Source organism: Streptomyces fulvoviolaceus (assembly GCF_000718165.1).
Taxonomy (GTDB): Bacteria; Actinomycetota; Actinomycetes; order Streptomycetales; family Streptomycetaceae; genus Streptomyces; species Streptomyces fulvoviolaceus.
Genome location: NZ_JOEY01000028.1, coordinates 59613 through 84473 on the forward strand (window position 1 = coordinate 59613; position 24861 = coordinate 84473).

The window sequence follows — 24861 nt, forward strand, 5'->3', positions numbered from 1 at the left end:
ACCCCGGCGGGACCAGGGATCGCGGATGCTCGTCAGAGTTCCGTAACCACTTCTCACGCGGCTCTCAGATCCGCTACGGCGTCTCCTCCGCCGCCTTGTCCAGCTGGAACGCCTCGTTGCCGAGCCCGATCCGGGCGTGCACCTCCGGCCTGCGGGCGCGCAGGACCAGCCCCTGCACCAGGCCGACCACCAGCGCGGCCCCGATGATCCCGGGCAGCACCCAGCTCAGGGCCGAGTCCGGGCCGGCGCCGACCAGGACGTCGAAGTCCTTCACCGTGTAGCCGGCGATCACCAGCAGGGCGAGGCCCGCGAGGACGGACGTGACCAGCCGCCAGGCCTGGGCGCCCACCGCACCGCGCCGGACGAAGAACACGACCACGGACAGCGAGGCCGCCGCCATCAGCAGGATCACTCCGAGGGCGCCGATGTTGCCGAACCAGGTGAACAGGTGCAGGACCGGCTCGGTCGGGTCGCCGGTCGGCTTGTCGTCGGCGACCGCGAAGGCGATCACGACGACCACGGACACGACCGTCTGCAGCAGCGAACCGGTGCCGGGCGCGCCGCTCGTGCCGGTGGTCCGGCCGAAGGCGGCGGGGAGCAGTCCCTCGCGGCCCATGGCGAAGGCGTACCGGGCGACGACGTTGTGGAAGCTGAGCAGGGCGGCGAACATGCCGGTCACGAACAGGACGTGCAGGACGTCGGTGAAGGTGCCGCCGAGCCGGGACTCGGTGAGCGAGAAGAGCAGTCCGGCGCTCTCCTTCTGCGCGGTGCCGACGATCGCCGAGGGCCCGGTGGCCACGGTGTAGGCCCAGGAGCTGATCGCGAAGAACACGGCGACGAAGCCGACGGCGAGGAACATCACGCGCGGCACGAGCACGTGCGGGCGGCTCGTCTCCTCGGCGTAGACGGGGGCCTGCTCGAAGCCGGTGAAGGCCGCGATGCAGAAGCACAGGGCGGTACCGACCCCGGCGCCGCTGAGCGTGTCCGGGTTGAAGGCGTGCAGCGACAGTCCTTCACCCGCCGGATCCGCTACGGCCGCGATGTCGAAGATGACGACGAGGGCCACCTCGATCACCAGCAGCACGCCGAGCACACGCGCGTTGACGTCGATCTTCAGCCAGCCCAGCGCGCCGACGACGAGCGCGGCCACGAGTGCCGGTATCCACCAGGCCACCTCCACCTCGGCGTAGGTGGCGAACAGACCGGAGACCTCGAAGCCGAAGATGCCGTAGATGCCGACCTGGAGGGCGCTGTAGGCGACCAGGGCGACGAGCGCCGCGCTCGACCCGGCCGTGCCGCCGAGTCCGCGGGAGATGTAGGCGTAGAAGGCGCCGGCGTTGTGGACGTGCCGGCTCATCTCGGCGTAGCCGACGCTGAACAGGACGAGGACCACGCCGAGGACGACGAACAGGAGCGGCTGTCCGACGATGCCCATCACGGCGAATGTGGTGGGCATGACACCCGCGACGACCATGAGGGGGGCGGTCGCCGCGAGGACGGAGAGCAGCAGGCCCCCCGCGCCGAGGCGGTCGGCGCGCAGGGCCCGCTCCTGCCCCTTGAACGTACTGATGCCGTCGGTTCTGCTCGAACTGTCCGTTGTCACGGGGAGACCGTCCTTTTCCGGAAGGGGGCGTTACGCCGTGCCGAGCGCGCTGTGGCGGGCGGCACGGAAGGCGGGGTACGGATCGCGGTCCGGGTACGACCACGGCGCGGGGGTGGGGTGCTCGCCGATGCGGTGGAACAGGGCGGCGGCCTCGGCGCCCCGGCCCTCGCAGACCTTGGCGTGGGCGAGGAAGTTGAGGTCGATCAGGCGGCGGGGGTGGCCTTCGTGCTCCCACTCCAGCCACCAGTCGAAGGCCGACTTCATCACCTGGCGGGCGCGGCGCCCGGTCCAGTGCCCGGAGACGGCCGGGTCGGGCGGTTCGTGTCCGGCGGCGGCCAGTGCGCGGTAGCGCTCGGCGTGCGCGATGACCGGGAGGATCGCGAGCGGGGAGTCGGCGGGCGCCTCCTCGGCGGCCCAGTTGGCGAAGTCGTAGACCTCGTGCAGCGGGTCGGGACCGGCCTCGGCGCGCTGCTCGGCGAGCCGGGCGACCATCAGATGGTGGGCGTGGTGGTGGTCGGCGTACCGATGCCGGACCTCGCCGAAGATCCGGACCACCTCGTCCCCTGCGCCCAGGTCCCGCTCCAGCAGGAGCAGGCCGAGCCACGGTGTGGGGTCGGCGGGCGCGAGCCCGGCAGCGGCCAGACAGGCCTCACGGGCGCCGGGCGGCTTCCCCTTGCCCCGCAGGACCCGCTGCACCAGGGCGAGGGCGAGCAGCACGGCGGCGTCGGCGGAGTCGGGTTCGGCCAGTAACCAGTCCCGCGCCCAGGCATCGCTGTAGGCCTCCGCCGCGAGCACGGTGACCCGGTGTCCCCTCCGGTCCCAGTCGTCCCCGGTACCGGCGAGCAGCCCACGGGCCGCCTGCCACCTCCCCTGCGCCAACGCGGCCCGCGCGGCGATGAGTTCGGCGTCGTCGAGGGCCGCGTCGAAGGCCTGGGCGGCACGTTTTCGACTGCGGCCGAAGGGGGGTGGGGGTGACACCGGGGGGTCTTCCTCACGGGAAGCGGCTCGTGGTGGGCTGTCGGGTCGGATTGTTCGGAGTGCCATCGAATGATCACGGACAGCCAACCCCCAGCCAATGCTTTACGTCAAGGCCCGGAGGCGCGTTACACGCGTCAACCCCCTTGAACAGGGCGGGACTTGAGCCGCAACGGATCCCGCACCGCCCGCGTTCACGCCCACCGCTGTGGCGTACGCCATGGCGCCGCGCGCCCCGCCACCGCACCATGGCAGGGCGGTCGTACCCGTCCCCCTTGATCGACAGGGCGTGGTGACCGCATCAACTGCCCGATTCCGGGTACTCCCAGGACCACGCCGGGCCCTGGGACGCTACAGTCACCCACTACGCACCCCGCCGCCCGGCCGGATGATCGAGGTACGCAGCGTGTCGGTTCTGGTTCTGATACTCGCCGTGAGCGCTGCGTGCTGCCTGGGCTTCGGCTTCGTGCTCCAGCAGAACGTGGCCCGCCAGGCCCCGCTCAGCGACTTCCTCTCGCCGCGGCTGCTCCTGGACCTGGTCAAGGTGCCCCGCTGGCTCGGCGGCATCGGACTGATGGTGGCCGGCATGGTCCTCGGCGCGATCGCGCTGAGCCAGGGCGAGGTGTCCCTCGTGGAGCCCCTGCTCGCCACGAACCTGCTCTTCGCGCTCGCCCTGTCCCGCAAGCAGACCAAGCAGCCGCTGGGCCGCCAGGGCTGGGCGGGTCTCGCGCTGCTCGCGGGCGGTGTGACCGCGTTCATCGTGGCGGGCGAGCCGCGCGGCGGCGCAGCGATCGCCGACCCGTTCCGCCACTGGCTGATCATCGGCGCCATGGTCGGCGCCGCCCTGCTGCTCACGACGTACGCCAAGCGTTCCCGCCTCAGCTCCGGCCCGGTCCTGCTGTCCCTGGCGGCCGGTCTGCTCTACGGCGTCCAGGACGCCCTCACCCGGGTGAGCGGCCAGCGCTTCTCCGAGGGCGGCCTCATGGAGCTGCTGACCGGCTGGCAGCCGTACGGCGTGCTCGTCCTCGGCGTCACCGGCCTGATCCTGGTGCAGAGCGCCTTCGAGACCGCTCCCCTGCGGATGTCCCTCCCCGCCCTGACCGCCGCCCAGCCGCTGGCCGGCATCATCTGCGGCGTGGGCTTCCTGGGCGACCGGCTGCACACCGACGCCGTGGCGCTGACCTGGCAGGCGCTGGGCCTGGCGGCCGTCGTGACGGGCATCGTGCTGCTGGGGCTGCACCCGGCGATGCCGTGCGGTGCGACAGAGCCGCAGCGGGCGAAGGACCTGCAGCCGAACTGAACCTCCCCCGCACGCTCCTGCTTGGATGAGGGCATGAGCGCTGCTGACGAGATCCTCGACATCGTCGACGAGAACGACCACGTCGTCGGACAGTCCCCGCGCGGCGAGGCCTATGCGAAGGGCCTGCGCCACCGCTGCGTCTTCATCCAGGCCAGGGACTCCGCGGGCCGCCTCTTCGTCCACCGCCGTACCCCGACCAAGCTGGTCTTCCCCTCCCTGTACGACATGTTCGTCGGCGGAGTGGTCGGCACGGGCGAGTCCTACGACGACGCGGCCCTGCGCGAGGCCGAGGAGGAACTGGGCGTCACCGGCCTCCCCCGCCCCGAGTACCTGTTCAAGTTCCTCTACGACGACGGCGCCGGCCAGACCTGGTGGTCCGCGGTGTACGAGGTCCGCTGCGACCTCCCGGTGAGCCCTCAGGTGGAGGAGGTCGCCTGGCACGACTTCCTGCCGGAGGACGAGGTGGAGCGGCGGCTCGGCGACTGGGAGTGGGTGCCGGACGGGCTGGCGGCGTACGAGCGGCTGAAGACCCATAGGTCGAGGGGCTGAGCGGCCCGATAGGGTCCTGCACGTGATCGGTTTCGTGCAGAACGTCCGCCTCTGGTTCGCCCCCCAGGAGGTCCGGCGCGAGGGCAACACCCCCGACTACCGTTTCTCGCTGGCGAACGAACGCACCTTTCTGGCCTGGCTGCGCACCGCTCTCGCGCTGATCGGCGGCGGTTTCGCCGTGGACCAGTTCCTGCCGGACCTGCGCTGGGGCTGGCGGGTCGGGCTGGCGCTCGCGCTGCTCGCGGCCGGTGTGCTGTGCTCGCTGCGGGCGGTCAACCACTGGGTGCGCTGCGAGCGGGCCATGCGCCGGGGCGAGGATCTGCCGGTGTCCCGGTTCCCGGCGCTGCTGAGCCTGGTGGTCGCGGTCGTGGCCGTCGCGATGGTGGTCGTGGTGCTCGTCAGGTGGGAGGGGTGAACGGGGCGGACACCCGCACCGACCCCGAGCGGGACCCGGGGCTGCAGCCCGAGCGGACGCGGCTGGCGTGGCGGCGTACGACACTGTCCGGCACCGTCTCCGCCGTACTCGCCGCGAAGACCGCGCTGCACGGCGGCCCGTCGCCCGCGAGCCTCGTCGTCTGCGCCCTGTGCTGCGCCCTCTGGCTGGGCTTCCTCCTCGTCGCCCACCGCCGCATCCGCACCCTGACCTCGGCCGGCAGCGCGTCGGCGCTCGCCCCCCGGCACGCCACCGCGGCGGTCCTGTGCACGGTGGCCATGGCGGTCTGCGGGGCGGCGCTCGTGCTCTGAGCGGGCCCGGTCCCGGCGGGCGGGTGGACCGGGTCCGCCGTACCGTCGACAGGTGATGGCCTTCATGGGGCCACCCCTCCGGGGTACCCGGACGCCACGCAGGACCGAATGGCCGGATATGCGCGGTTCGCGTGGCAGCCTGTCCGACGTCACCCACCGCACCTTCGAAGGTGAGCACCATGACCACCCTCCACCACGAACACGCCTCCCACACGCACGCCCACGGCCCGGACTGCGGTCACACGGAAGTGCCGCACGGCGACCACGTCGACTACGCGCACGACGGCCACCTGCACCGCGAGCACGGCGGACACTGGGACGAGTGCGAGCCCGGCGGACACATCTCGCACGAGGGCCACGAGCACCGGCACGGGCAGGACTGCGGGCACGAGAGCGTCCTGCACGGCGACCACGTCGACTACCTCCACGACGGCCACCGGCACGCCTCGCACGACGGGCACTGGGACGACCACTGACACCAGGCCCCCTCGCCCTGGCCGAGATGCACCGACCGACAGCTCCCCGCCGCACCGGGCGGGGAGCTGTCGGCCTATCGTGGCTCCGATCACGTCGGCCCCGCCCACTGGACGACATACCGACCAGTCGGCATGATGGGTCGGGTCCCGTTCACGCGCGCGCACCAAGGAGCATCGATGAGCCCCGACCATCCGCCCGGACTCGATCTCGACCGGCTGCGCGGCCTGCTCGACCGTGAGCGGCCCGGCCTGGTGCAGGGCCCCCTCACCGGCCGGCTGATCGAAGGCGGACGGTCCAACCTCACCTACGCGCTCTCGGACGGCACCTCGAAGTGGGTCGTACGACGGCCCCCGCTCGGCCATGTCCTGGCCACCGCGCACGACATGAAGCGTGAGCACCGGGTGATCCACGCGCTGCACCCGACGGATGTACCGGTGCCACGCGCGCTACTGCTGTGCGAGGACGAGGAGGTGCTCGGGGCGCCCTTCTACGTCATGGAGTTCGTCGAGGGCACCCCGTACCGCACCGCCGACCAGCTCGCCCCGCTCGGCCCGGAGCGCACCCGGGGCGCGGTGCTGTCCCTGGTGGACACGCTCGTCGAGCTGCACGCGGTGGACCCCGCCTCGGTGGGCCTCGCGGACTTCGGCCGGCCCGAGGGCTTCCTGGACCGGCAGCTGCGCCGCTGGGGCAAGCAGCTGGACGCCTCCCGCAACCGCGAGCTGGCCGGCATCGACGAGCTGCACGCGGCGCTCGGACGGAACCTGCCCCAGTCCCCCGCGCCCGCCGTCGTGCACGGCGACTACCGGCTCGACAACGTCCTCATCGGGGACGACGACCAGATCAAGGCGATCCTCGACTGGGAGATGTCGACGCTGGGCGACCCGCTCACCGACCTCGGCCTGCTGGTGATGTACAGCATGCCGCTCGGCATGCCGGACTCCCCCGTCTCCACGACCGCCGAGGCCGCGGGGCACCCGGATCCGGCCGAACTGATCCAGCGGTACGCCGAGCGCTCGGGGCGGGACGTCTCCGCGGTCTCCTGGTACACGGCGTTCGCCTGGTTCAAGCTCGCCGTGATCCTGGAGGGCATCCACTACCGCTACACCCTGGGCCAGACGGTCGGCCGCGGCTTCGACCGCATCGGCGACCTGGTCCCGGTCTTCATCGAGCACGGCCTGACCACTCTTCACGAAGGCATCCAGGAAGGCTGATCCGCATGGACTTCGCGTTCGACGCACGCACCGAGGAGCTGCGCGCCAAGCTGCTCGCCTTCATGGACGAGTACGTCTACCCGGCCGAGGCCGTGGCCGAGGAGCAGCGCGCACAGCTGGCCTCGCCCTGGGACACCCCGGCCGTGGTCGAGGAGCTGAAGGCCGAGGCGCGCAGGCAGGGCCTGTGGAACCTCTTCCTCCCCAACACCGAGTACGGCGCCGGGCTGACCAACCTCCAGTACGCGCCGCTGGCCGAGATCACCGGCCGCTCCCCGCAGTTGGCGCCCACCGCGCTGAACTGCGCGGCGCCCGACACGGGCAACATGGAGGTGCTCTCGCAGTTCGGCGACGAGCAGCAGAAGAAGCAGTGGCTGGAGCCGCTGCTCGCGGGCGAGATCCGGTCGGCCTTCGCGATGACGGAGCCGGAGGTGGCCTCCTCCGATGCCACGAACATCACGACGTACATCGAGAGGGATGCCGACGAATACGTCGTCACCGGCCGCAAGTGGTACATCTCCGGGGCGATGAACCCGGACTGCAAGATCTTCATCGTGATGGGCAAGACGGACCCGGACGGCGAGGACATCCGCCGCCAGCAGTCCATGATCCTGGTCCCGCGTGACACCCCCGGTGTCACCGTCAAGCGCGCCATGCAGGTCTTCGGCTACGAGGACCACTACCACGGCGGCCACGCCGAGGTGATCTTCGACCACGCGCGCGTGCCGGCGGCCAACCTGATCGGCGAGGAGGGCGGCGGCTTCGCCATCGCCCAGGCCCGGCTCGGCCCCGGCCGCATCCACCACTGCATGCGGCTGATCGGCATGGCCGAGCGGGCGATCGAGCTGATGTGCAGGCGGGCCGTGTCCCGTACGGCCTTCGGCAAGGCGCTGGCCCAGCAGGGCGTGGTCCACAACTGGATCGCCGACGCGCGGGTGCAGGTCGAACAGCTGCGGCTCCTTGTGCTGAAGACGGCCTGGCTGATGGACACCGTCGGCAACAGGGGCGCCCACACGGAGATCCAGTCCATCAAGATCGCCACGCCGCGTGCGGTCGTCGACATCATCGACCGGGCGATCCAGCTGCACGGCGCGGGCGGTCTGAGCCAGGACTTCCCGCTGGCCGAGCTCTACGCCGGCGCCCGGACGCTGATGATCGCGGACGGTCCGGACGAGGTCCACCAGCGGTCGCTGGCGCGACGGGAGCTGAAGCGATACGCGTAGTCGGCGCGTTGACGGCAGGCCCTGCTCGAAGGGTGACGGCAGGCCCTACCCGAAGAAGGTGCCCGCGCCCGGCTCCACGTGCGGGGTTCCGTTCATCTCCTGGCGCAGCCGCGAGAGATGGACGTAGACCTCGCGCCGGGCGCGGTTCTGGTTGCCCAGCGGACGGTGCTCGGGGAGCGCGTGCCACGGGTTGACGGAGAGCCCGTCGGCCCGCGCCCGCTGCTCCGCGGGGTCGAGTTCCTGCCGCTCGATCCGCAGAGTGGCGACCCGGACGGGGCGTGACAGGCGCTCGGGCCAGACTACGGAGGCGTCCTCGATCGGCATCCGCACGGGATCGGTCTGCGGCTGTACGAGGAGGTCGAAGAAGACCTCCCGCCGGTGGAGCGTCCGTGCCAGGGCGTCGCGCAGATAGTCGTCGGGCGGGTGTCGGGGCAGTCTCCCGCGCCTCCGGTCCCGTGGCACGAACCGGTACTGCATCGCCTGCCCCTCGCCGAGCAGGTAGGACGCGCAGCTCCAGTAGGCCGTCTCCAGCGGGCTGGAGTGGGTACGGGCGTACAGCCCCTGCATCACCAGATCGGCCAGATGACTGTCCTTCGGGCCCAGGAAGTAGAGGAGCGGGGTTCCGTCCCCGATCCGGCGCTGCAGTTTGACGTTCTCCACCACGTTCGGCGTGGTGAACGTCGGGGCGCTGATGCCGGTGAAGTCCTGGGTGTGCTTCTCGTCGTCGAGCAGTTTCGGCCCCGGTACGCCGACCACCTTCACACCGATGCTGAGGATCCCGTTGTCGTCGAGATCCGGCGGGGACAGCGGTCCGGGGCCGGCGAAGCGCACCCAGGCGGGGTACGTACTCGGGTGGGCGAAGAGCCCCTGCCGCAGTCGCGGTGGCAGACCGCCGTGGACCTGGAGCGATGCCTTCACCACACCGTACGTCTTGGTGTTGCCCGCGCGTTGCGCGGTGCCGGGCTTGTACGTGTGGCGCAGAAACCGGCTCATCACTTCGATGATCTCGGCGGTGGCCTCGGCCTCGCCGGGGAGCGGCTGTTCCTGGGCGAGGGCGACGGGAGTTCGGGGGCGCCGGTGCCTGAGCCGGGCCTGGAGCGCGGCCTGGGTCAGCGCCTGGACGGGCGGGCGGAGAACCGTGTCGAAGAGGGGCCGGACGTAGGGGTCGACCCGGCGTTCCGCGGCGACGAGGCGCAGTACCGCGTCGTTGAACAGCTGCTGAGGCGTCTGCCGTTGCTCCCTCGTGGTCATACCGGCATCGTGCTCAGGTAGCGCAGTGCGGGCACACCCGGCAGGAAGAAGTAGGCGCCACCGCGGACCTGGACGAAGGCGGGAACGCCGGGATGCCGTCGGCGCACCGGTTCGCGCTGCTCGGTGAAGGTGGCCCCGCGCGGGCCGCCCGGCGCGATCAGAGGGTCGCTGTCGTCGTGCAGTCCGCTGAAGGCCGGGTCGTTGATCCAGCTGTGCTGGACGAACTCGTACTGCCTGGCCAGATCGCCGTTCAGGCACATGAAGTACAGCCCGCGCTCCGGGGGTGTCCCCTCGGTGGTGTAGCTGCGTCCACGGCGCAACAGCCGGTGGCGGTCGGTGACGTCGAGCGAGGCGGCGGTGCCCGGGCGCGGTTCCTGGGAGTCGCGGGGGTTGGCCCGGCGGATGTGCGCGCCGAGGGGGCAGCGCAGTCCGTCCGGGTCGTCCGCGTGGTAGCCGAACTCCTCCTCGGCACGGGACGGGTCGTCCCGGTCGGGGGTCAGGACGAGCGGAGCGCCACTGGGCCAGCGGCCGACCATTTTCGCGGCCAGCCTCCGCTGCGCCGCGGCGTCGGGCGTGCCGTCCGGGCGCCGGGTGCGTTCACCGGTGTAGGACCAGAACGCGTCCACGTCCTGGCGTAGTTGACGGAGCACCAGATAGCTGCCGTCGCGGCCCAGATCGGGGCGGCCGGAACCGCCGGGGTCCGGGGGCAGCACCCGCTCGGGATCGGCGTCGGGTGCGAGCAGCGGGCGCTCGCCCAACTGCCCGTAGGCGTTGGGGTGTCCGAGGACGAACTCGCCGGCGGGTAACGCCCGGTCGTGCCTGCCGTCGCCATGCCGCCCCTCGATCCCCGGCTGGGACAGTCCGTCGCGGAAGCCGAAGGGCTCCGTGCCGCCGAGTTCGTCGGTCGGCAGTGCCATGACCGGGGCCAGGGCGCCCTGCGCGTCCCGCAGCCGCGCCGTGACTCGCCGGTCGAGGGAGGGCGCCGTGTCCGCGTAGACGAGCAGCAGGACGTGGACGGCGGGGTTGTCGGGGCCGCCCCACAGCCATCCCTTGGGGTCGGCCGGCCCGAGGTCGCCGAGCAGGCGTCCCCGGTGCTCGGTGGTCATGCCCTCGACGAACTGCGGGGCGAACGCGTCGACCGTCCGGTCCGGCAGTCCCACGGCACGCAACCCCGCTGCCGTGAAGGCGATGTTGAGCGCCGCCTCGGGACGTGCGACGGCCCCGCTGGTGATCTCCCGGGCCCACCGGCCCAGCAGGGCGCGGGTGGCGGCCGCGTCCTCGACGGAAAGGAGCAGGAAGGCCGCGTACGGCAGCTTTCCGTACCCCCGCACGATCAGCCCCTGGACGTCCTCGGGCTCGAAAGCAGTACTCATGGCGTGCTCCCCCTCACAGCAGGGTCAGCCACGCGCGTGCCTGGTGCGCATCGAGTTCACGCGCCAGTCCGTCGCGGATGCGGGTGTTGTCGTCGATGTTGCGGGCCGGGAGATCGCCGTACGCCGAGTACCAGACGCTGGGCAGTTGATGGCAACGCAGATACCACTTGAACGCGCGCTCGTCGCGGGCCCCGCCCCGGAAGAGCCAGCGGGTGGCGGGGTATCCGACCCCGTTGCTGAAGACGGCGTTGAGCCAGGGGGCGAGCCGGTCGATGAACTCGTCCATGTAACTCTCCAGGCTGCCGTCGTAGTTGCTGGCGAAGACGAGCCGCCTGCCCTGGTCGAGGTACACCCAACGGGCGAAGTGAATGGTGCGGACACCGGCGAGGTTGTCCCGGTTGTAGACATGCCGGTTGAAGTAGTCGAGGCCGAACAGCACGGCCCGCAGGGTGACTTTCCGTACCACTCCCGGCTTCACCTGGCCGACGGCCGTGAACGGGTTCTGCGCGAGGAAGTCCTCCTGCCGGGTCAGTTCCGCCACCCGCGCCGGTGTGGGGCGCTGGAGTTCGGGCTTGTCCGCTCGCTCCAGGAGCCGTATGCGCACCGCCCAGAACGGAAGGGCCACCAGCGCTCCGGGCAGCAGTACCGCTCCCAGGGCCGGCACCGCCAACCTGTGCGCACCCTGCCGGATGCGGAACCACCGGCCGCCCAGTGCCCAGGGCCGCAGCGCCCACGACAGCTCTCCGTGGCCGGCGACGAACTCGCGGACCGCGTGGTGGATCCGGTCGGGGCTCCGGTTCGGCCAGTCGTGGGCGGGATCGTCCAGGAACTCGCCGATGGCGGTGCGCAGTCGGGCTTCGGCGCGGATCTGCGGCAGGCTCCGGCCGACGCGGTGCGCGTAGGAGGCGGCCGGGGTGACCCGGTGGTCCTCGAGCCATCGCAGCCGGTCCCGCCGGGTGCCCGCTTCGGGATAGTCGTCGCACAGACCGAAGAAGGGGGCCAGTCCGTCGCCCTCCTTCGACACGAGTTGGCGCAGGTGTGTTCCGAGCGGGGCATCGACCTCGGCCATGTAGAGGAGGGATGCGGGCAGTGAGGTGCCGTCCGGTGCGGTGTCGCCGGGAACCACGGTGACCCGGGCGAAATGTGCGCCTGTGAGCCCGCGGAACAGGCTCGCCGCCTCCTCGACGGAGCCGCCCGCTTCGCCGACGAGCTTCAGGGCGTCCGCCTCGCTGCCGTCCTTGAGGGCGGACTCGATCGTCAGGGCGATCTGGTGCGTGTCCCGTGCGACTTGTTCGTTCTCCTCGCCCGCTGTCGCGTTCCGCCGTGTCCGCCTCCGCTTGGCCGGCTGCCGCAGCAGGAACCACGCGACCCGTCGGCGCCAGAGCCAGACGACACCGAGATGCAGACCGGGGGCCACGAGCCGGATCTCGTCCCGCACTCCGCGCGCCACCAGGGACTTCTCGGAATAGTCGATGACGACGCACTCGTTCCCGTCCACCCAGCTGGCGCCCTTGTAGACATCGGCTTTGATCGCCGAGATGTCGAACGGACCGATCCGGTTGCTCAGCGTCCGGCCACCGGGGGCGAAGGTCTTGCCCTTCCAGGCGAGCGAGCGGGCGAGTGCGGCGATGACCCGGGTCGCGCCCGTGCCCGCCGCGATGACAGCCGTGCCGTCCGTCGCACCGGTCGGCGCCTCACCGGCCGGACTCGCGCGGAACAGCTCGTCGAGCCGGCTGTCGGAGGCCTTGAGCAGGGAGGATTCGTCCTCGTCCCGGGGGACGGACTGCAGGGTCATCGTCGGCTCCTTCGGTGTCGCCGCTCGCTGTACGGGACCGTCGCCGCATGGCTGCTACTCGGACTTCCGGCCGGCCAGAAAGGTCTTCGCCGCCGCTCTGCCCTTCTCCAGAAGGGCAGAGCGCTCCTCGGGTGACAGCCGGAAGTCCGTGATGCCCACCCCCGTGGTGTCGATCTCGATCGTGCGGTCCCGGACGTCGGGCCGGTTCATGTGCGTCTGGTCATGGCCCACGAACGCGGTGGCCACCACCTGCTTCATCAGTTCCATCGGCGGTACGAAGCCGGGGCCGAGCAGCGGCGAGATGGCCCGGAGCCCCTCCGGCAGATCCGGCAGCAGGCTCACTCCCCAGGTCGGCCAGCGCCCCTTCTCCCCGTCCGTCCGGTCGAAGATCTCCACGGCGAAGTTCGACAGGACGCCGCCGTCCACGATCACCGAGGGTTCGCCCGTCGGAATCCGGGTGAGGGTGCAGGGCCGGAAGTAGAAGGGGATGGACAGCGACATCCGTACGGCGTCGGCCACGCACTCGTCGTCGGGCGGGCGGTTGAACAGACCGGCGTAGTCCCACGGCAGCCTCAGCAGCAGGCCCCGCGAGACGTCGGTCGCCATGACGACCAGTTTGTAGCGCTGCTCGTCCGTCAGGTTGGCGTCGTCGCCCTTGTCCTCACGGCGCAGATCCTTGAAGGTGACGACCCCGAGAGCCTTGAGTTCGTCGAACAGCCAGTCCCGGATGTAGTCGCCCTTGTAGAGGGAGCTCGCGGTCAGCAGGGAGAAGCCCTCACTGAACCCTCGGGCGCGCGGAATGGTCCGGTCGGGGATCTTGCGCAGTTGCAGTCGTTCCATTGCCGCGCGCAGTCCGCGCGCGTCGGCTCCCGCCGCCACCAGGGCCGCCGCGATCGCGCCGACGGAGGTGCCGGCCGCGCGTTGGCAGGTGTACCCGCTCTCGAGAAGCTGGATGACCGCCCCCGCGGTGGCGAGTCCTTTGACACCGCCGCCTTCCAGCACGAGATCTATTTCCTTCGTCACGGCCGGCCTCACGTTTCCGGAGTGGCCCAGGGCGCGAAGCCGTTGTCCACGGAGGCGAGGGAGTTCCTCAATTCCGGGTGGTGCCGCAGCAGTACGGTGACCATGGTGTTCTGCTCGATCCAGTCGAGTCCGGTCTGGGTGTACACGGCGGGCGTGTAGTAGTCGGTGAAGAACCGGTCACTGTTGAGGCGGCGCGAGGCCATGAGGACAAAGATCCGGAAGGCCGTGTCGCTGAACGCGAAGCCGGTCGGCCTGCGTTCGGCGAACATTCCGACGGTCAGATCGACTTGTTCGATGTCGCCGTCGTAGACCTTGCTGATCTCCGCGGCCCATTCGGGATTCTCGGTGAGTCCCTCGAAGTCCTTCGCGGGCTCGAGACGCAGCAGCCTGCGGAACTCGTTGTAGCGGGGCACTCCGAGTTCCCGGGAGCGCAGGATGTCGGTCGCGGCGAGATCCTGGAGCTTTCCGTCCGGCCTCCTGAACTCCTGAAGGAACTTCGGGAAGTTGTGGAGGGTGACCAGCCCCGGGTTCAGCGTTCCGAAGGAGTAGAACAAATCCGTCATGGAGATGTTCTTCAGGACGTCCAGAGCCAGCGGGCCCGCGATGTCGCCGAAGTCGCATTCCCTGATCTTCGAGTCGTCGGCCGTGGTGCGCAGGCTCCAGTCGTCGCGGATCAGGGGATGCATCCGGTAGACGGCCACGAATTCCTCGGTCAGGGAGAACGGAACACCGTAGTGATCGGTCCTGCTTCCGGGAATTCCGCTGATCACCTCGCTCTCGCTCAGCCTGCCGAACAGACGGTGAGCGCGTTCGCCCGCGAGACCGAACCAGTTGGCCCGCATGGCGACCTGGGTGGTCGGATGGCTGATCACGGCCGGGGTCCACTCCACGGTGTGGATCTTCGCCAGGAGCGCGGAGTTGACCAGCCGGGCGCGCTGGAAGATCTCCTCGTCCGTCCACGCCGGGTACTCCGCGCCCAGCCTGTCGCAGATCGCGTTGTGCTCGCGGCTGAAGAGGGTGCGCAGCATCTCGGTGCCGAGCCAGAAGCCGGGCACGTACGCCGGGTCCTGGGCCGGGTCCTGCGGCCGGGGCAGCAGGCCGTCGGGGAGGACGTGCAGTTTGCCGCCGACCCCGCTGCGCAGGGTCTTCTGCTCGCTCGCGCTCACGCCGTACACCTGCGACCCGTCCCACCAGTGCGTCAGCACGTTGATCCGGGTCTGGGGCAGGTCCTTGGCGTCCGCGGGGCGCGTGGGGTCGTCGGGGGTCCGCATGATGTGCATGGGGGGTTCCGGCCACGGGTCGCCCTCGGCCAACGGGACCACCCAGGGGTTCTCCGTGGGACTGGTCCCATGGCTGAACCAGTCCCTGATCATGAACTGCAGCCAGGCCGCGGCGATCGAGTTGACCGAGGTGGCCGGGACGAACTCGGTGCGCGTCAGCAGGGCGCGGCTGACCTCGCGCGGGTTGGGCGACAGCACACGCGCCTCGGTCGCCGGTTCGATGCGGTCCAGCGGGATGTTGCGCCCGAACCGGGAACCCGCCATTCCCATGGCCGGATCCTTGAGGTCGTTGTAGCTGCCGTCCACCGCCCGGCGCGTCAGGTGGTCCGGTTTGGGTGGCCCCACGGGCGGTGCGTCGACGGCCGGCAGCCGCGAGGTGTCGTACAGGTTCTTCCGCCGCAGATCGGTACGGAGTCCCACGAGGTCGAGAAGTCCGAGCGGTACCGGCAGTCTGTCCCATCCCACTCGCCGGTCGACGAATTCGGTCACCGTGGTGAAGACGCGCCAGAGAAGTGAATTCCGATAGCTGTTGGACGGCATGACAAGACACCTCGAACTCTGCTTCGGGTATGGCTATTTCTCTGATTCGGCTGCTTCGACGGCGCTCATCGCGAGAAGAGTGTTCACAGCCGAAATGAGCGTGGTGGCGAGCGCGGCGCGTGCGGGAACCCTGCCCCGCACTCCGAGCAGGGCAGCCGTGACCGTGTCGCAGGAATGGATGACGACTGCTCGGCGCAGCGCCTTCTCCAGGGGCTCGCCGCGCAGAACGAGCAGATCGATACCGAGCAGCACGGTACGAATACCGAACAGCCGAAACGCGTACACCACTGCCGGACTGGGGTCGTGTTCCGGATCGACACGGCCGGCCAGCAGGGTGGGCGCCACCAGGCCCAAGGTGCCATTGGTGAGGCGAATTACCGCGAGCAGGATACGGGCGGTCTGTTTCCCGTTCCGCTGCTCCTGCCCCAGCAGCCCCTGCCGGTCGAGCGCGCACGCCTTGATCTTCGTCATCTGCTCCCCCCAGCGCGATGAGAACACGAAGCTAACCAAGATGTACGGGCTTGGATATGAGCCGGGGAAAGAATCGGGGACTGTCCAGTGATTCGTCGGACAGCGTTCTCCCCCCGGGTGCGCAATTCCGCCGGACAGAGTGGCGAGCGCTTCCGACAGCAGACGGCGGAGAGGAACCGCCGGGCACGGCGGACCGGGGGGAGGAAAGCGGACCGGAGGAGGGAAGCGGCCTACGGCCTCAGGGCCCGCAACAGCAGATCGGCGAGCTGGTCGGCGACCTGCTGCGGGGTCAGCGGCCCGTCCGGCCTGTACCACGTCGACAGATGGTGCACCGAGCCGAAGTGGTAGTCCACCACCAGGTCCGCCGGCGTCGCCTTGGAGAAGACACCCGCCTCCTGCCCCTCCTCGATCAGCGCCCGGAAGCCCTCGTGATAGCGCCGCCGCTCCGCCCGCACCTGCTTGTTCTTCTCCGGACTCAGGTGGTGCATCGAGCGGAAGAAGATCATCGCGTCGTCGAGGTTCTCGATCGTCGTGACGACGACGTCTGCCGCCGCGCGCCTGAGGCGCTGCTCGATCGGCTCGTCGGCGTTCGCGAAGGCGTCCAGGCGCTCCTGCTGGACGCGCAGCACCCGCGCGTACACCTCGTGCAGGAGGTCGTCCTTGGAGCCGAAGTAGTGGTACAGCGCCCCCTTGGTGACCCCGGCCGCCTCGACGATCTCCTGCACGGAGGTCCGGTCGTAGCCCTGCTCGGCGAAGAGCCGCGTGGCGGCGGCCAGTAGCCGCTGCGGGACGGGCGTACCGTCACCGTCCGTCGTCCTGGGCACTGTGCCGCCACCTGCCTTCCGGGCTGTCTGCTGTTTTCCTGCGTGCTTATTTGCCGTCGTGCGCCTGGGAACGTAGCTCCCGACGGAGGATCTTCCCAGTAGCCGTCTTCGGCAAGTCGGGCAGGATCTCCACCTGGCGCGGGTATTTGTAAGCGGCCAGTCTCTCCTTGCAGTACGCGGCGAGTTCATCCGGGTCCGTGTCGACACCCGGACGGAGGCTGATGTACGCCTTGACGGTCTCCCCGCGGTACCCGTCGGGCACCCCGACGACGGCCGCCTCGCGCACCGCCGGGTGTGTGTACAGCACGTCCTCGACCTCGCGCGGCCACACCTTGAAGCCGGACGCGTTGATCATGTCCTTCTTGCGGTCGACGACGTACAGCCACCCCTGCGGGTCCATGAACCCGATGTCCCCGGTCCGCAGCTCACCGTCGGGGAAGGTCTCCGCGGTGGCGTCGGGCCGCCGCCAGTAGCCGGGCACGACCTGCGGCCCCCGTACGACGATCTCGCCCTGCTCGCCGAACGGCACCTCCGCGCCCTGGTCGTCGACGATGCGTACGACCGTGTCGGGCCCGGGCACCCCCACGGCCAGCGTCCCGGACACCTGGTCGACGGGCGCCTCCAGCTGCGGCGGCACGGAGGCGCAGGGGGCGGTGCACTCGGTCAGCCCGTAGCCGTTGCGGATGTACGGCCCGAAGCCGGCCCGGAACTTCTCGACCAGGGCGGGCGGGAGCGGGGCACCGCCCGAGGAGATGTTGACGAAGGAGGCGAAGTGCTCGCGGGTGACGTCCGGATGAGCCGCCAGCGCCATGAAGGCCGTCGACGGGCCGACCGTGTAGTGCGGCCGGTGCTCGGCGAAGGCCTCCAGGACCACCCCCGCCTCGAAGCGGTACGCCAGCACGAGCGTGCCCGTGCTGTTGAGACACGCCCCGAGCTGGCAGACCATCCCGGTGATGTGGAACAGGGGCGCCATCGCGAAGTAGACGGGCGCCTCCGGCAGGTCCAGGCCGGTCCGCTGCCGCTCGGCGTTGTACATGATGTTGCCGTGCGTGTTGGTGGCGCCCTTGGGGGCACCGCTGGTGCCCGAGGTGTAGCTGATCAGCGCGATGTCGGGCGGGGCGGGGTCGCGGCCCTCGGGCGCCTTGTGCCCGGCGCGGGCGACCGCCGTCAGGTCATCGGCATCGGACGCCTGCGGCAGCCGCTCGAAGGTGAGCACGCGCGCGTCACCGCGGGTTTGGAAGTCCAACTCACATCCGGTGAGCACGATCCGTACGGGCGAGTCGGCCGCCGTGTCGCGCAGATACGACTCCCAGGCGCGGTCGGAGCAGATCAGCGCGGCCACCTCGCCGTCCCGCAGGACATGGCCGACCTCCCCCGCCTTGTACATGGGGTTGACGGGCACGACGGTCGCGCCCGCCTTCCACGCGCCGAGCACGGCGAGCACGAAGTGCGGGGAGTTCTGCAGCAGGACCGCCACCCGGTCGCCGCGCTCCAGGCCGCGGGCGGCGAGGTGACCGGCGACGGAGTCGCTCAGCTCGTCGACCTCGCGGTAGCCGAGGCGGCCGCCGAAGTAGGCGAGGAAGGCCCGGTCCGGGGCCTCGGCGGCGGCCCGGCGCAGGGCGTGCACGAGGGAGTCGGCAGGGTTCATCGGCGCCCGCTGGGCGGCGTTCAGAAGGCCCAGCCAGGGCTGGGCGGCGTAGCGGGAGTCGGTCACCGGGCCTCCTCCCACTTCTGCTGGATGTGGTTCATGTTGGTCAGCCAACGGTCGGGGTCGGCGGCCCGGGCCTGGTAGTACCCGGCGGCCTCGGGGTGCGGCAGGATCAGGAAGCGGTCCTCCTCGATGCCCTTGAACAGGGCGTCCGCCACATCCTCCGGCTCGACCGCCGTCGGCTTGAGCACCAGGTCGCCCGCGCTGCCGGTGGCGGCCAGCATGTCGGTGCGCACGCCCTGCGGACAGATCGCGTGCACCTTCAGACCGCGGTGGCGGTACGTCAGCGACAGATACTCGGCGAAGGCGTACGCCCCGTGCTTGGTGACGCTGTAGGGCGCGGCCCCGATCATGGTGAGCAGCCCGGCGGCCGACACGGTCGACACGAACCGCCCACTGCCACGCTCCAGCCAGCCCGGCAGCAGTTCATGGGCGGCTCGGACGTGCGCCATGACATTGACGTCCCAGGAAGTCGCCCAGACCTTCTCGTCGAGCGGCTTGTCCGCGTTCCCACCCCCGAAGGCGACACCGGCGTTGGCGCAGTAGACATCGACGGTGCCACCGAGCGCGTCCCGGGCCTCGCCGACGATCGAGGAGGCGTCGCCGGGAACCGCGATCCCACCGATCTCGTCGGCGACGGCTTTGGCCCGGCCGGCATCGAGATCGTTCACGACGACCCGGGCCCCCTCGGCGGCGAACCGCCGGGCAAGCGCGGCCCCGATCCCGCCTCCCGCCCCGGTGACGACCACTCCGGCATCCTGCACGGCTCCCACCATCGGTCTCCTTCGACTGCGGCTCGACTGCACGGCCAGACTAACCGGTCGGTATGTAGGAGGAAAGGGTGACTGCACCCACCCAAGGAGCGCGGGGCTGTATCGATTTGCGGCTCCGCCGCGGGGGCGCGACCAGCCACACTCAACCCACAGACTCCACACAACCTGCGGGAGCGCCTAACGTGCACCCCATGCGCCTATCCAGACGAGCTCTACTCGCAGCGACAACGGCAGCAGCAACACTCCCCGCAGCACCCCCGGCAACCGCCGCCGAGCGTGGCAAACAGCTCCGCACCGGTTTCGAGCGCCTCGCCGAAGACGGCTATGCCCTACTCGACGGCCAACGCGTGGGAATCGTCACCAACCCCACCGGCATCACCAGGAACGTCCGCCACATCGTCGACGTCATGCACGCGGACGACCGCGTGAACCTCGTCGCCGTCTTCGGCCCAGAACACGGCTTCCGAGGCACCGCCCAGGCCGGCGGATCAGAAGGCCGCTACGACGACCCCGCAACCGGACTCCCCGTCTACGACACCTACCTCAAGAGCGGCCAACCCCTCGCCGACATCTTCACCACCTCCGCCGTGGACACGATCGTCTTCGACATCCAGGACGTCGGCGCCCGCTTCTACACGTACATCTGGACGCTCTACGACTGCATGGAGGCGGCCCGACTCGCGGGCAAGCACTTCGTCGTGCTCGACCGCCCCAACCCGGTCACCGGCCGCGCGGCGCACGGCCCGATCCTGCACAAGGAGTTCGCGACCTTCGTAGGGCGACAGCCGATCGCCCAGGCACACGGCATGACGGTCGCGGAGCTGGCGGGGCTGTTCAACGGGGAGTTCCTGACCACGCCGGTGGCGCTGGACACCGTACAGATGACCGGATGGAAGCGGTCGGAGTTCTACGACACGTCCGGGCTCCCGTGGGTGCCGCCGAGCCCGAACATGCCGACGGCCGACACGGCGCTCGTGTACTCGGGGACGTGCCTGTTCGAGGGCACCAACCTGTCGGAGGGACGCGGCACGACCCGCCCCTTCGAGCTGCTCGGCGCGGAGGGCATCGATGGAGGGTGGGCCGCGCGGGCGAACGAACTCGCCCTGCCGGGCGTGCACTTCAGGGAGGCGTACTTCGCACCCACGTTCTCCAAGTTCCAGGGCAAGACCATCGGCGGCGTACAGATCCACGTGCACGACCGGGTCGCGTACGACCCCGTACGCACCGGTATCGCGCTGCTCGTGACCGCCAAGAAGGTGTGGAGCGGCTTCACTTGGCGTGCCGACAACTGGATCGACAAGCTCACGGGGTCCACCCAGGTGCGTACGGCGATCGACGCGGGGGCGGGCACGGACGAGGTGGTGGCCGGCTGGCAGGACGAGCTCACGGCGTTCCGGCGGATTCGAAAGAATTACCTCCTCTACCGATGAGCCAGGACGTATGGCCAACTTCGCCCCGTGGCGGGACGATGCGACCGCATCGCACCACTACGGGGGACGAGGGGGCCTGTCATGGCGGATCCGGCGATGGGTGTGACGCCCTACTGGGAGCTGACCTTCGACGCGGACGGGGACCCGGACGGCGGGCGCCGGGACCGGCTGCTCGCGGGAGTGGTGGACCGCGGCGTCCATGACCTGGTCGTCTTCTCCCACGGTTGGAACAGCGACCGCTCGGGCGCGACCCGGCTCTACAGCCGCTTCTTCGCGCCGTTCCCCGAGCTCGCGCCCAAGGCCCGGCTCGGGTACGTGGGGGTCGTATGGCCGTCGATGCGGTTCTCGGACGAGCCGATCCCGGACTTCCCGCGGTCCGTGGCCGCCGACACTCCCCCGCGCCCGGGGCTCGACAAGGACACCCGGCACGCGCTGCTCGAGACGTTTCCCGGCCGGGCGACCGTGATCGACCAGATCGCCCGGATGCTGGACCAACAGCCGGGTGACGAGGCCGAGTTGGAGGAGTTCGGGCGGCTGGTGCGGATGCTGGTGGACGTGGTGCCGCCGGGGCCGCAGGTGCTGTTCGCGGCGGACACGCTGGCGGAGGGGGTGCCGCAGGACGAGCCCGAGATCTTCGCCGGGTCGGCCGCGGGGGTCTGCGAGGAGTTCGCGCAGGCGCTGGCGCATCTCGAATCCCCGGGCGGGGCCGCCGGGTTCACCGTGCCCAACCCGTGGGACGGGGCACACGAGCTGCTGCGGCAAGGGACGTACTACGCGATGAAGCGGCGCGCGGGGACCGTCGGCGAGCGCGGGCTCGGCCGGATGATCGGGCAGCTCGCCGCGGCGGCTCCGGAGGTGCGGGTACATCTCGTCGGGCACAGCTTCGGCGGGCGGCTCGTGTCGTTCGCGCTGCGCGGCCTGCCGAAGGGCGTACGTACGGTGAAGTCGGTGACGCTGCTCCAAGGGGCCTTCTCGCACTACGCGTTCGCGGCCCGGCTGCCGCACGACGCGCGCGCGGGAGGCGTCCTCCAGGGGCAGCAGAACCGCGTCGACGGCCCGCTGGTGTGCTGCCACTCCCGTCACGACTCGGCTCTCGGCACCATGTATCCCCTGGCCTCGCGGATGGCCGGCGACGCGCGCGGGGTCGCGGCCTTCGACATCGGCCGGACGCTGGGTGCCAAGTGGGGGGCGATGGGCCATGACGGCGTGCAGGCGGTGCCGGGCACGAAGTCGTTCAAGCTCGCCGACGCCCTGAAGACGAAGCTGCCCGTGTCGGGGTGTGTGAACGTCGACGCGGCGGCGGTCGTGAAGCGGGGCGGGGCGCCGGCCGGCGCACACAGCGACATCGTCCACCGGGAGCTGGCGCAACTGGTGCTGGCGGCGGGCCGCATCCGCTGACCCGCCGCCGCTCATGTCCTACCTGTGGGACGTGAACTCCACCACCTGCTGGAAGGTCGGACGGTTCTGCCAGCTGATGTTGGAGTGCTTGATGCCGCCGAGGGTGCGCTGGACGATCGAGTCGGCGCACCACTGGTCGCCCGCCGAGCACAGGTCGTCGCCGGGGTAGACCTGGGCCGCGGTCTTGCCGGCCGCCTCCTTCAGGGTGCTGATGAGGATGTCCCGGCAGGCGCTGAGGCTGCCGCCGCCGCAGTACTTCTGCGTCAGCCCGCCTTGCACCGACTCGCCCAGCACGGCCCGGATGTCCTTGTCGACATAGCTCCACCAGCCGTACTGGAAGGAGCTACCGGCGTGCGCCCCGGTCGGGCCGTGGGCGGCCGACGGGGACTCGTCGATGGACAGGTTGGCGGTGAAGGCGGTGTACAGGTCACTGCCCAGGCCGGGTTCGAACTCGGCCTTCACCAGCAGCGGCCACCACGCGTCCAGGATCCTGATCGCGTCGGCGTTGGCGTACGCCTTCGAGCCCGCCGAGGTCTCCGTGCGTTTGCCGCCCGCCGTCACCCACGCCTGCAGCTTGCTCACCGCCGCCGCGGCCGTGGAGTCGGTGACCGTCGAGCTGTTGACGACCTTCAGCAGGTCCGGCAGGACGTCCTCGGCGCGCAGGTCGGCGAGCGCCGCGTCGGCCATGGCCTTAGTCAGGGACGCGCGGGTGACGCCGCCGGCCGCGACCAGCTTCTTCACCCGGTCCTCGAGGAGGTTGCCGCGGTGGACGGACCCGTCGCCCCAGGAGGCCGTCGAGTAGTCCAGCGCCTGTTTGTTGTTCCAGGAGATGTAGTAGTCCTGGTCGATGGAGTGGGGATGGGCCGAGGCCGCCGTGTAGTCGGCGGTGTTGGTCGCCGGGTTCCAGTTCTTCCACTCGTACGCCGACTGCGCCCACACCGGGAAGTCGGCGTCGACGCCGCTCGCCCGCACCGGGTTGTTGCCGCTGTTGTAGTACGCGGTGTGCGTGGAGTCGGCGTAGAACCAGTTGAAGGTGTAGTTGATGTGCTGCACCGCGCTCTGGAAGGTCTCCGGACTCTTGACGTAGTCCGGGTCGTTGAGCATCTGGAAGCCGATGATGGAGTCGGCCTCGTGCATGTAGGAGGAGCGCAGGGTGGTGTAGGCGACCTTCTTGCCGCCGACGGTCGCGCGGTACTCGACGGGGCCGTATTTCGTGCGCCACACCCGCATCGTGTACGAGCCCGCTGCCGTGTCGTCGGCCGTGGTCGGGGCCCAGGAGTTCTTCTGCTCGATCTTCTCCATGGCCGTGCAGGTGCCGTGGTACAGGTAGTGGTAGTCGTCCTGGCACAGCTCGACCGCGTACGAGTCGATGATGTCCTGGCCGGAGGTCGTGGCGCTCCACGCGTAGTCCTGGCCGCGGCCGAGCTCGACGTACATGCTCAGGCCCGCGAAGGAGGCTCCGCGGGCACTGATGCCCGGGCCCTGGATCTCCTGGAGCATGAGCAGCTGCGGGGCGAAGTAGCCGGTCTGCGGGCCGAAGACGGCGACGGGGTGGCCGCTGGCGGTGTGCGCGCCGCTCACCACCAGGGCGTTGGACATGCCGCGCCGGGCCGAACTGAGGGCGGTCGCGGTCGCCGTGGCGGAGGTGGCGGAGGCGCTCTGGTCGCCGCCGGTGCCCGTGGCGTCGTAGACCAGCGGTTCCGTGGCCACCGAGTCGGCATCGGGCAGGGCCTCACCCTGCGGGTCGGCGGGCTTGGTGGCGTAGGGGAAGCTCTCGCCGTCGTGGACGGTCAGGACGGCCTCGGGGTCGTTGCGCTCGCGGAACGCCTCCCAGACCTCGGTGCCCTGCTCCACGCCGTACTTCTCCTGTGCGGCGAGCAGCGAGACCGCGTTGTTGACCTCGCCGCCGCCCCCGGAGCCGAAGAGCGCGCCGATGACCGAGGCCAGGGCCACCAGGTCGGTGATCTTGAAGTGGTCGATGGTTCCGGCGTTGGTGACTGAGTCCTTGTGGCCCGTCAGTACGTACTCACCGGGGTAGTAACGACCACTGTCGGAGGCGTCTATGTAGGAGTTGATGCCGGCCAGGTAGGCGTTGGCGTCGGCGAGGGCCTGCTGGCCGCGGGTGCCGTTGTTGGCGACGGCGTTGTCGATCTGCGCCTGCAGATCGGCCTCGGAGTAGGGGGCGTTGCGCCAGAACTGCTGCTCCAGGCCCTGGTTGGAGGGGTCGCCGCCCGCGAAGGTGGTGAGCTGGCCGCGGCCCACGTGACGGAAGACATCCATCAGCCACAGCCGGTCCTCAGCCGCCGCATACCCGGCGCCGAACTCCGTGCCGTATCTGGTGGTACCGGTGATGTGCGGTACGCCCGTCTTCTTGTCGCGGACGATGGTCACGTCGCTGCGGCCGGCGGGACTCTCGGTGGAGGCGACTTGATCGGATGCGACCCCGAAAGACGCGTCGTTGAAGAACGTGTTGATCGTGGAATTGGTGAGCGTGGGGTAGCCCTTCGCCAGGTTGGCGTACGGGCCCAGCTGGTCCTCGGCATGGTCGGGCTGGGTGCCGAAGGCCTGGTTGAGGAGGATCTGCGCGAGGGTGGCGTTGCCGTTCTCGCCGGGAGGCAGGATGTCGGAACACTGCCCGCCGCAGTAGTCGTTGGCCGCCGTGGCCTCGGCGGCGGCCGCCGCCTGGGTCATAGGGGACAAAAGACCGGCAATCAGGACGCATATGGATGCGGTCTTCAGGAACCCGGTGAGTCTGCCGGGAGTTCTCAGTCTGTCGAGGGCGGTGCACGAGGTGCGCCGAGGCATGGCAGCTCCTACCGACGGGGGGTGAGCCGGACGTTACCGGCGGTATCCCCGGGATTGAAGATGAACATGCGTCAAGTTTTGGTAGCCGGTCCGGCGACTTATGGGGGGCAT

At 70.3% G+C, this 24861-nt stretch carries 21 protein-coding genes; 9 read left to right on the forward strand and 12 right to left on the reverse strand.

The features are described from left to right. Positions 1-73 precede the first annotated feature (73 nt). Both IG08_RS0128690 and IG08_RS0128695 read right to left on the reverse strand, forming a co-directional pair. Positions 74-1603 (reverse strand): APC family permease, encoded by a 1530-nt coding sequence (locus tag IG08_RS0128690; protein WP_030608532.1) that lies wholly within the window; start codon positions 1601-1603, stop codon positions 74-76. Between the two features lie 30 nt (positions 1604-1633). Continuing rightward, positions 1634-2581 (reverse strand): hypothetical protein, encoded by a 948-nt coding sequence (locus IG08_RS0128695; RefSeq protein ID WP_030608534.1) that lies wholly within the window; start codon positions 2579-2581, stop codon positions 1634-1636. Positions 2582-2984: 403 nt separating this feature from the next. Here IG08_RS0128695 and IG08_RS0128700 point away from each other — a divergent pair, with 403 nt between their 5' ends. The 7 genes from IG08_RS0128700 (at position 2985) to IG08_RS0128730 (ending at position 8079) form a co-directional block, all read left to right on the forward strand. Beyond that, on the forward strand, positions 2985-3878 hold the full coding sequence (locus IG08_RS0128700) for a DMT family transporter (protein ID WP_043455462.1): 894 nt from the start codon (positions 2985-2987) through the stop codon (positions 3876-3878). Positions 3879-3911: 33 nt separating this feature from the next. Continuing rightward, entirely contained in the window at positions 3912-4427 is a 516-nt protein-coding gene (locus IG08_RS0128705) for an NUDIX hydrolase (RefSeq protein WP_030608543.1), read from the forward strand. Between the two features lie 22 nt (positions 4428-4449). Then, positions 4450-4842, forward strand: a complete 393-nt coding sequence (locus tag IG08_RS0128710) for a YidH family protein (RefSeq protein ID WP_030608546.1) — start codon at positions 4450-4452, stop codon at positions 4840-4842. After that, complete coding sequence (locus IG08_RS0128715) at positions 4839-5171, forward strand: DUF202 domain-containing protein (protein WP_030608547.1); 333 nt, start codon at positions 4839-4841, stop codon at positions 5169-5171. Before IG08_RS0128710 ends, IG08_RS0128715 begins: the two co-directional genes overlap by 4 nt. A 179-nt stretch (positions 5172-5350) precedes the next feature. Beyond that, positions 5351-5647 carry a hypothetical protein gene (locus tag IG08_RS0128720; RefSeq protein WP_030608550.1) on the forward strand — a complete coding sequence of 99 codons (297 nt, stop codon included), beginning with the start codon at positions 5351-5353 and terminating at the stop codon, positions 5645-5647. 177 nt (positions 5648-5824) lie between these two features. Continuing rightward, entirely contained in the window at positions 5825-6859 is a 1035-nt protein-coding gene (locus tag IG08_RS0128725; RefSeq protein ID WP_030608553.1) for a phosphotransferase family protein, read from the forward strand. 5 nt (positions 6860-6864) lie between these two features. Beyond that, positions 6865-8079 carry an acyl-CoA dehydrogenase family protein gene (locus IG08_RS0128730; RefSeq protein ID WP_030608555.1) on the forward strand — a complete coding sequence of 405 codons (1215 nt, stop codon included), beginning with the start codon at positions 6865-6867 and terminating at the stop codon, positions 8077-8079. Positions 8080-8124: 45 nt separating this feature from the next. Here IG08_RS0128730 and IG08_RS0128735 read toward each other — a convergent pair whose 3' ends face one another. The 9 genes from IG08_RS0128735 to IG08_RS0128775 all read right to left on the reverse strand — a co-directional run bounded on the left by IG08_RS0128735 (position 8125) and on the right by IG08_RS0128775 (position 19120). Continuing rightward, complete coding sequence (locus IG08_RS0128735; RefSeq protein ID WP_030608557.1) at positions 8125-9330, reverse strand: catalase family protein; 1206 nt, start codon at positions 9328-9330, stop codon at positions 8125-8127. Then, positions 9327-10703 (reverse strand): Dyp-type peroxidase, encoded by a 1377-nt coding sequence (locus IG08_RS0128740; protein WP_030608559.1) that lies wholly within the window; start codon positions 10701-10703, stop codon positions 9327-9329. Before IG08_RS0128740 ends, IG08_RS0128735 begins: the two co-directional genes overlap by 4 nt. Before the next feature lie 13 nt (positions 10704-10716). Beyond that, on the reverse strand, positions 10717-12498 hold the full coding sequence (locus IG08_RS0128745; protein ID WP_030608561.1) for a hypothetical protein: 1782 nt from the start codon (positions 12496-12498) through the stop codon (positions 10717-10719). Between the two features lie 54 nt (positions 12499-12552). Next, complete coding sequence (locus IG08_RS0128750) at positions 12553-13521, reverse strand: patatin-like phospholipase family protein (RefSeq protein WP_030608563.1); 969 nt, start codon at positions 13519-13521, stop codon at positions 12553-12555. Positions 13522-13529: 8 nt separating this feature from the next. Then, complete coding sequence (locus IG08_RS0128755; RefSeq protein WP_030608565.1) at positions 13530-15341, reverse strand: peroxidase family protein; 1812 nt, start codon at positions 15339-15341, stop codon at positions 13530-13532. Between the two features lie 33 nt (positions 15342-15374). After that, a complete protein-coding gene (locus tag IG08_RS0128760) occupies positions 15375-15812 on the reverse strand; it encodes a hypothetical protein (protein WP_199820913.1) in 438 nt (145 codons plus the stop codon). 230 nt (positions 15813-16042) lie between these two features. Continuing rightward, entirely contained in the window at positions 16043-16636 is a 594-nt protein-coding gene (locus IG08_RS0128765; protein WP_030608570.1) for a TetR/AcrR family transcriptional regulator, read from the reverse strand. A gap of 46 nt (positions 16637-16682) precedes the next feature. Then, positions 16683-18350, reverse strand: a complete 1668-nt coding sequence (locus IG08_RS0128770; protein ID WP_030608572.1) for a class I adenylate-forming enzyme family protein — start codon at positions 18348-18350, stop codon at positions 16683-16685. Beyond that, a complete protein-coding gene (locus IG08_RS0128775) occupies positions 18347-19120 on the reverse strand; it encodes an SDR family oxidoreductase (RefSeq protein ID WP_030608574.1) in 774 nt (257 codons plus the stop codon). Before IG08_RS0128775 ends, IG08_RS0128770 begins: the two co-directional genes overlap by 4 nt. Positions 19121-19308: 188 nt before the next feature. On the opposite strand from IG08_RS0128775, the gene IG08_RS0128780 reads away from it, so the two are divergent. Together IG08_RS0128780 and IG08_RS0128785 are read left to right on the forward strand one after the other, a co-directional pair. Continuing rightward, a complete protein-coding gene (locus tag IG08_RS0128780; RefSeq protein WP_030608577.1) occupies positions 19309-20547 on the forward strand; it encodes an exo-beta-N-acetylmuramidase NamZ family protein in 1239 nt (412 codons plus the stop codon). Between the two features lie 81 nt (positions 20548-20628). After that, on the forward strand, positions 20629-21945 hold the full coding sequence (locus IG08_RS0128785; protein WP_030608580.1) for a hypothetical protein: 1317 nt from the start codon (positions 20629-20631) through the stop codon (positions 21943-21945). An 18-nt stretch (positions 21946-21963) separates the two neighbouring features. Here IG08_RS0128785 and IG08_RS0128790 read toward each other — a convergent pair whose 3' ends face one another. Next, positions 21964-24750, reverse strand: coding sequence for a penicillin acylase family protein (locus IG08_RS0128790; protein ID WP_030608582.1), 2787 nt, complete (start codon positions 24748-24750; stop codon positions 21964-21966). Between the last annotated feature and the right edge of the window lie 111 nt (positions 24751-24861).

Excerpts from the sequence above, each read along its gene's own strand:
- IG08_RS0128705 (WP_030608543.1), top strand. The coding sequence starts at position 3,912 with ATGAGCGCTGCTGACGAGATCCTCGACATCGTCGACGAGAACGACCAC.
- IG08_RS0128720 (WP_030608550.1), top strand. The coding sequence starts at position 5,351 with ATGACCACCCTCCACCACGAACACGCCTCCCACACGCACGCCCACGGC.
- IG08_RS0128725 (WP_030608553.1), top strand. The coding sequence starts at position 5,825 with ATGAGCCCCGACCATCCGCCCGGACTCGATCTCGACCGGCTGCGCGGC.
- IG08_RS0128730 (WP_030608555.1), top strand. The coding sequence starts at position 6,865 with ATGGACTTCGCGTTCGACGCACGCACCGAGGAGCTGCGCGCCAAGCTG.
- IG08_RS0128735 (WP_030608557.1), bottom strand. The coding sequence starts at position 9,330 with ATGACCACGAGGGAGCAACGGCAGACGCCTCAGCAGCTGTTCAACGAC.
- IG08_RS0128740 (WP_030608559.1), bottom strand. The coding sequence starts at position 10,703 with ATGAGTACTGCTTTCGAGCCCGAGGACGTCCAGGGGCTGATCGTGCGG.
- IG08_RS0128745 (WP_030608561.1), bottom strand. The coding sequence starts at position 12,498 with ATGACCCTGCAGTCCGTCCCCCGGGACGAGGACGAATCCTCCCTGCTC.
- IG08_RS0128755 (WP_030608565.1), bottom strand. The coding sequence starts at position 15,341 with ATGCCGTCCAACAGCTATCGGAATTCACTTCTCTGGCGCGTCTTCACC.
- IG08_RS0128760 (WP_199820913.1), bottom strand. The coding sequence starts at position 15,812 with ATGACGAAGATCAAGGCGTGCGCGCTCGACCGGCAGGGGCTGCTGGGG.
- IG08_RS0128775 (WP_030608574.1), bottom strand. The coding sequence starts at position 19,120 with ATGGTGGGAGCCGTGCAGGATGCCGGAGTGGTCGTCACCGGGGCGGGA.
- IG08_RS0128780 (WP_030608577.1), top strand. The coding sequence starts at position 19,309 with ATGCGCCTATCCAGACGAGCTCTACTCGCAGCGACAACGGCAGCAGCA.
- IG08_RS0128785 (WP_030608580.1), top strand. The coding sequence starts at position 20,629 with ATGGCGGATCCGGCGATGGGTGTGACGCCCTACTGGGAGCTGACCTTC.
- IG08_RS0128790 (WP_030608582.1), bottom strand. The coding sequence starts at position 24,750 with ATGCCTCGGCGCACCTCGTGCACCGCCCTCGACAGACTGAGAACTCCC.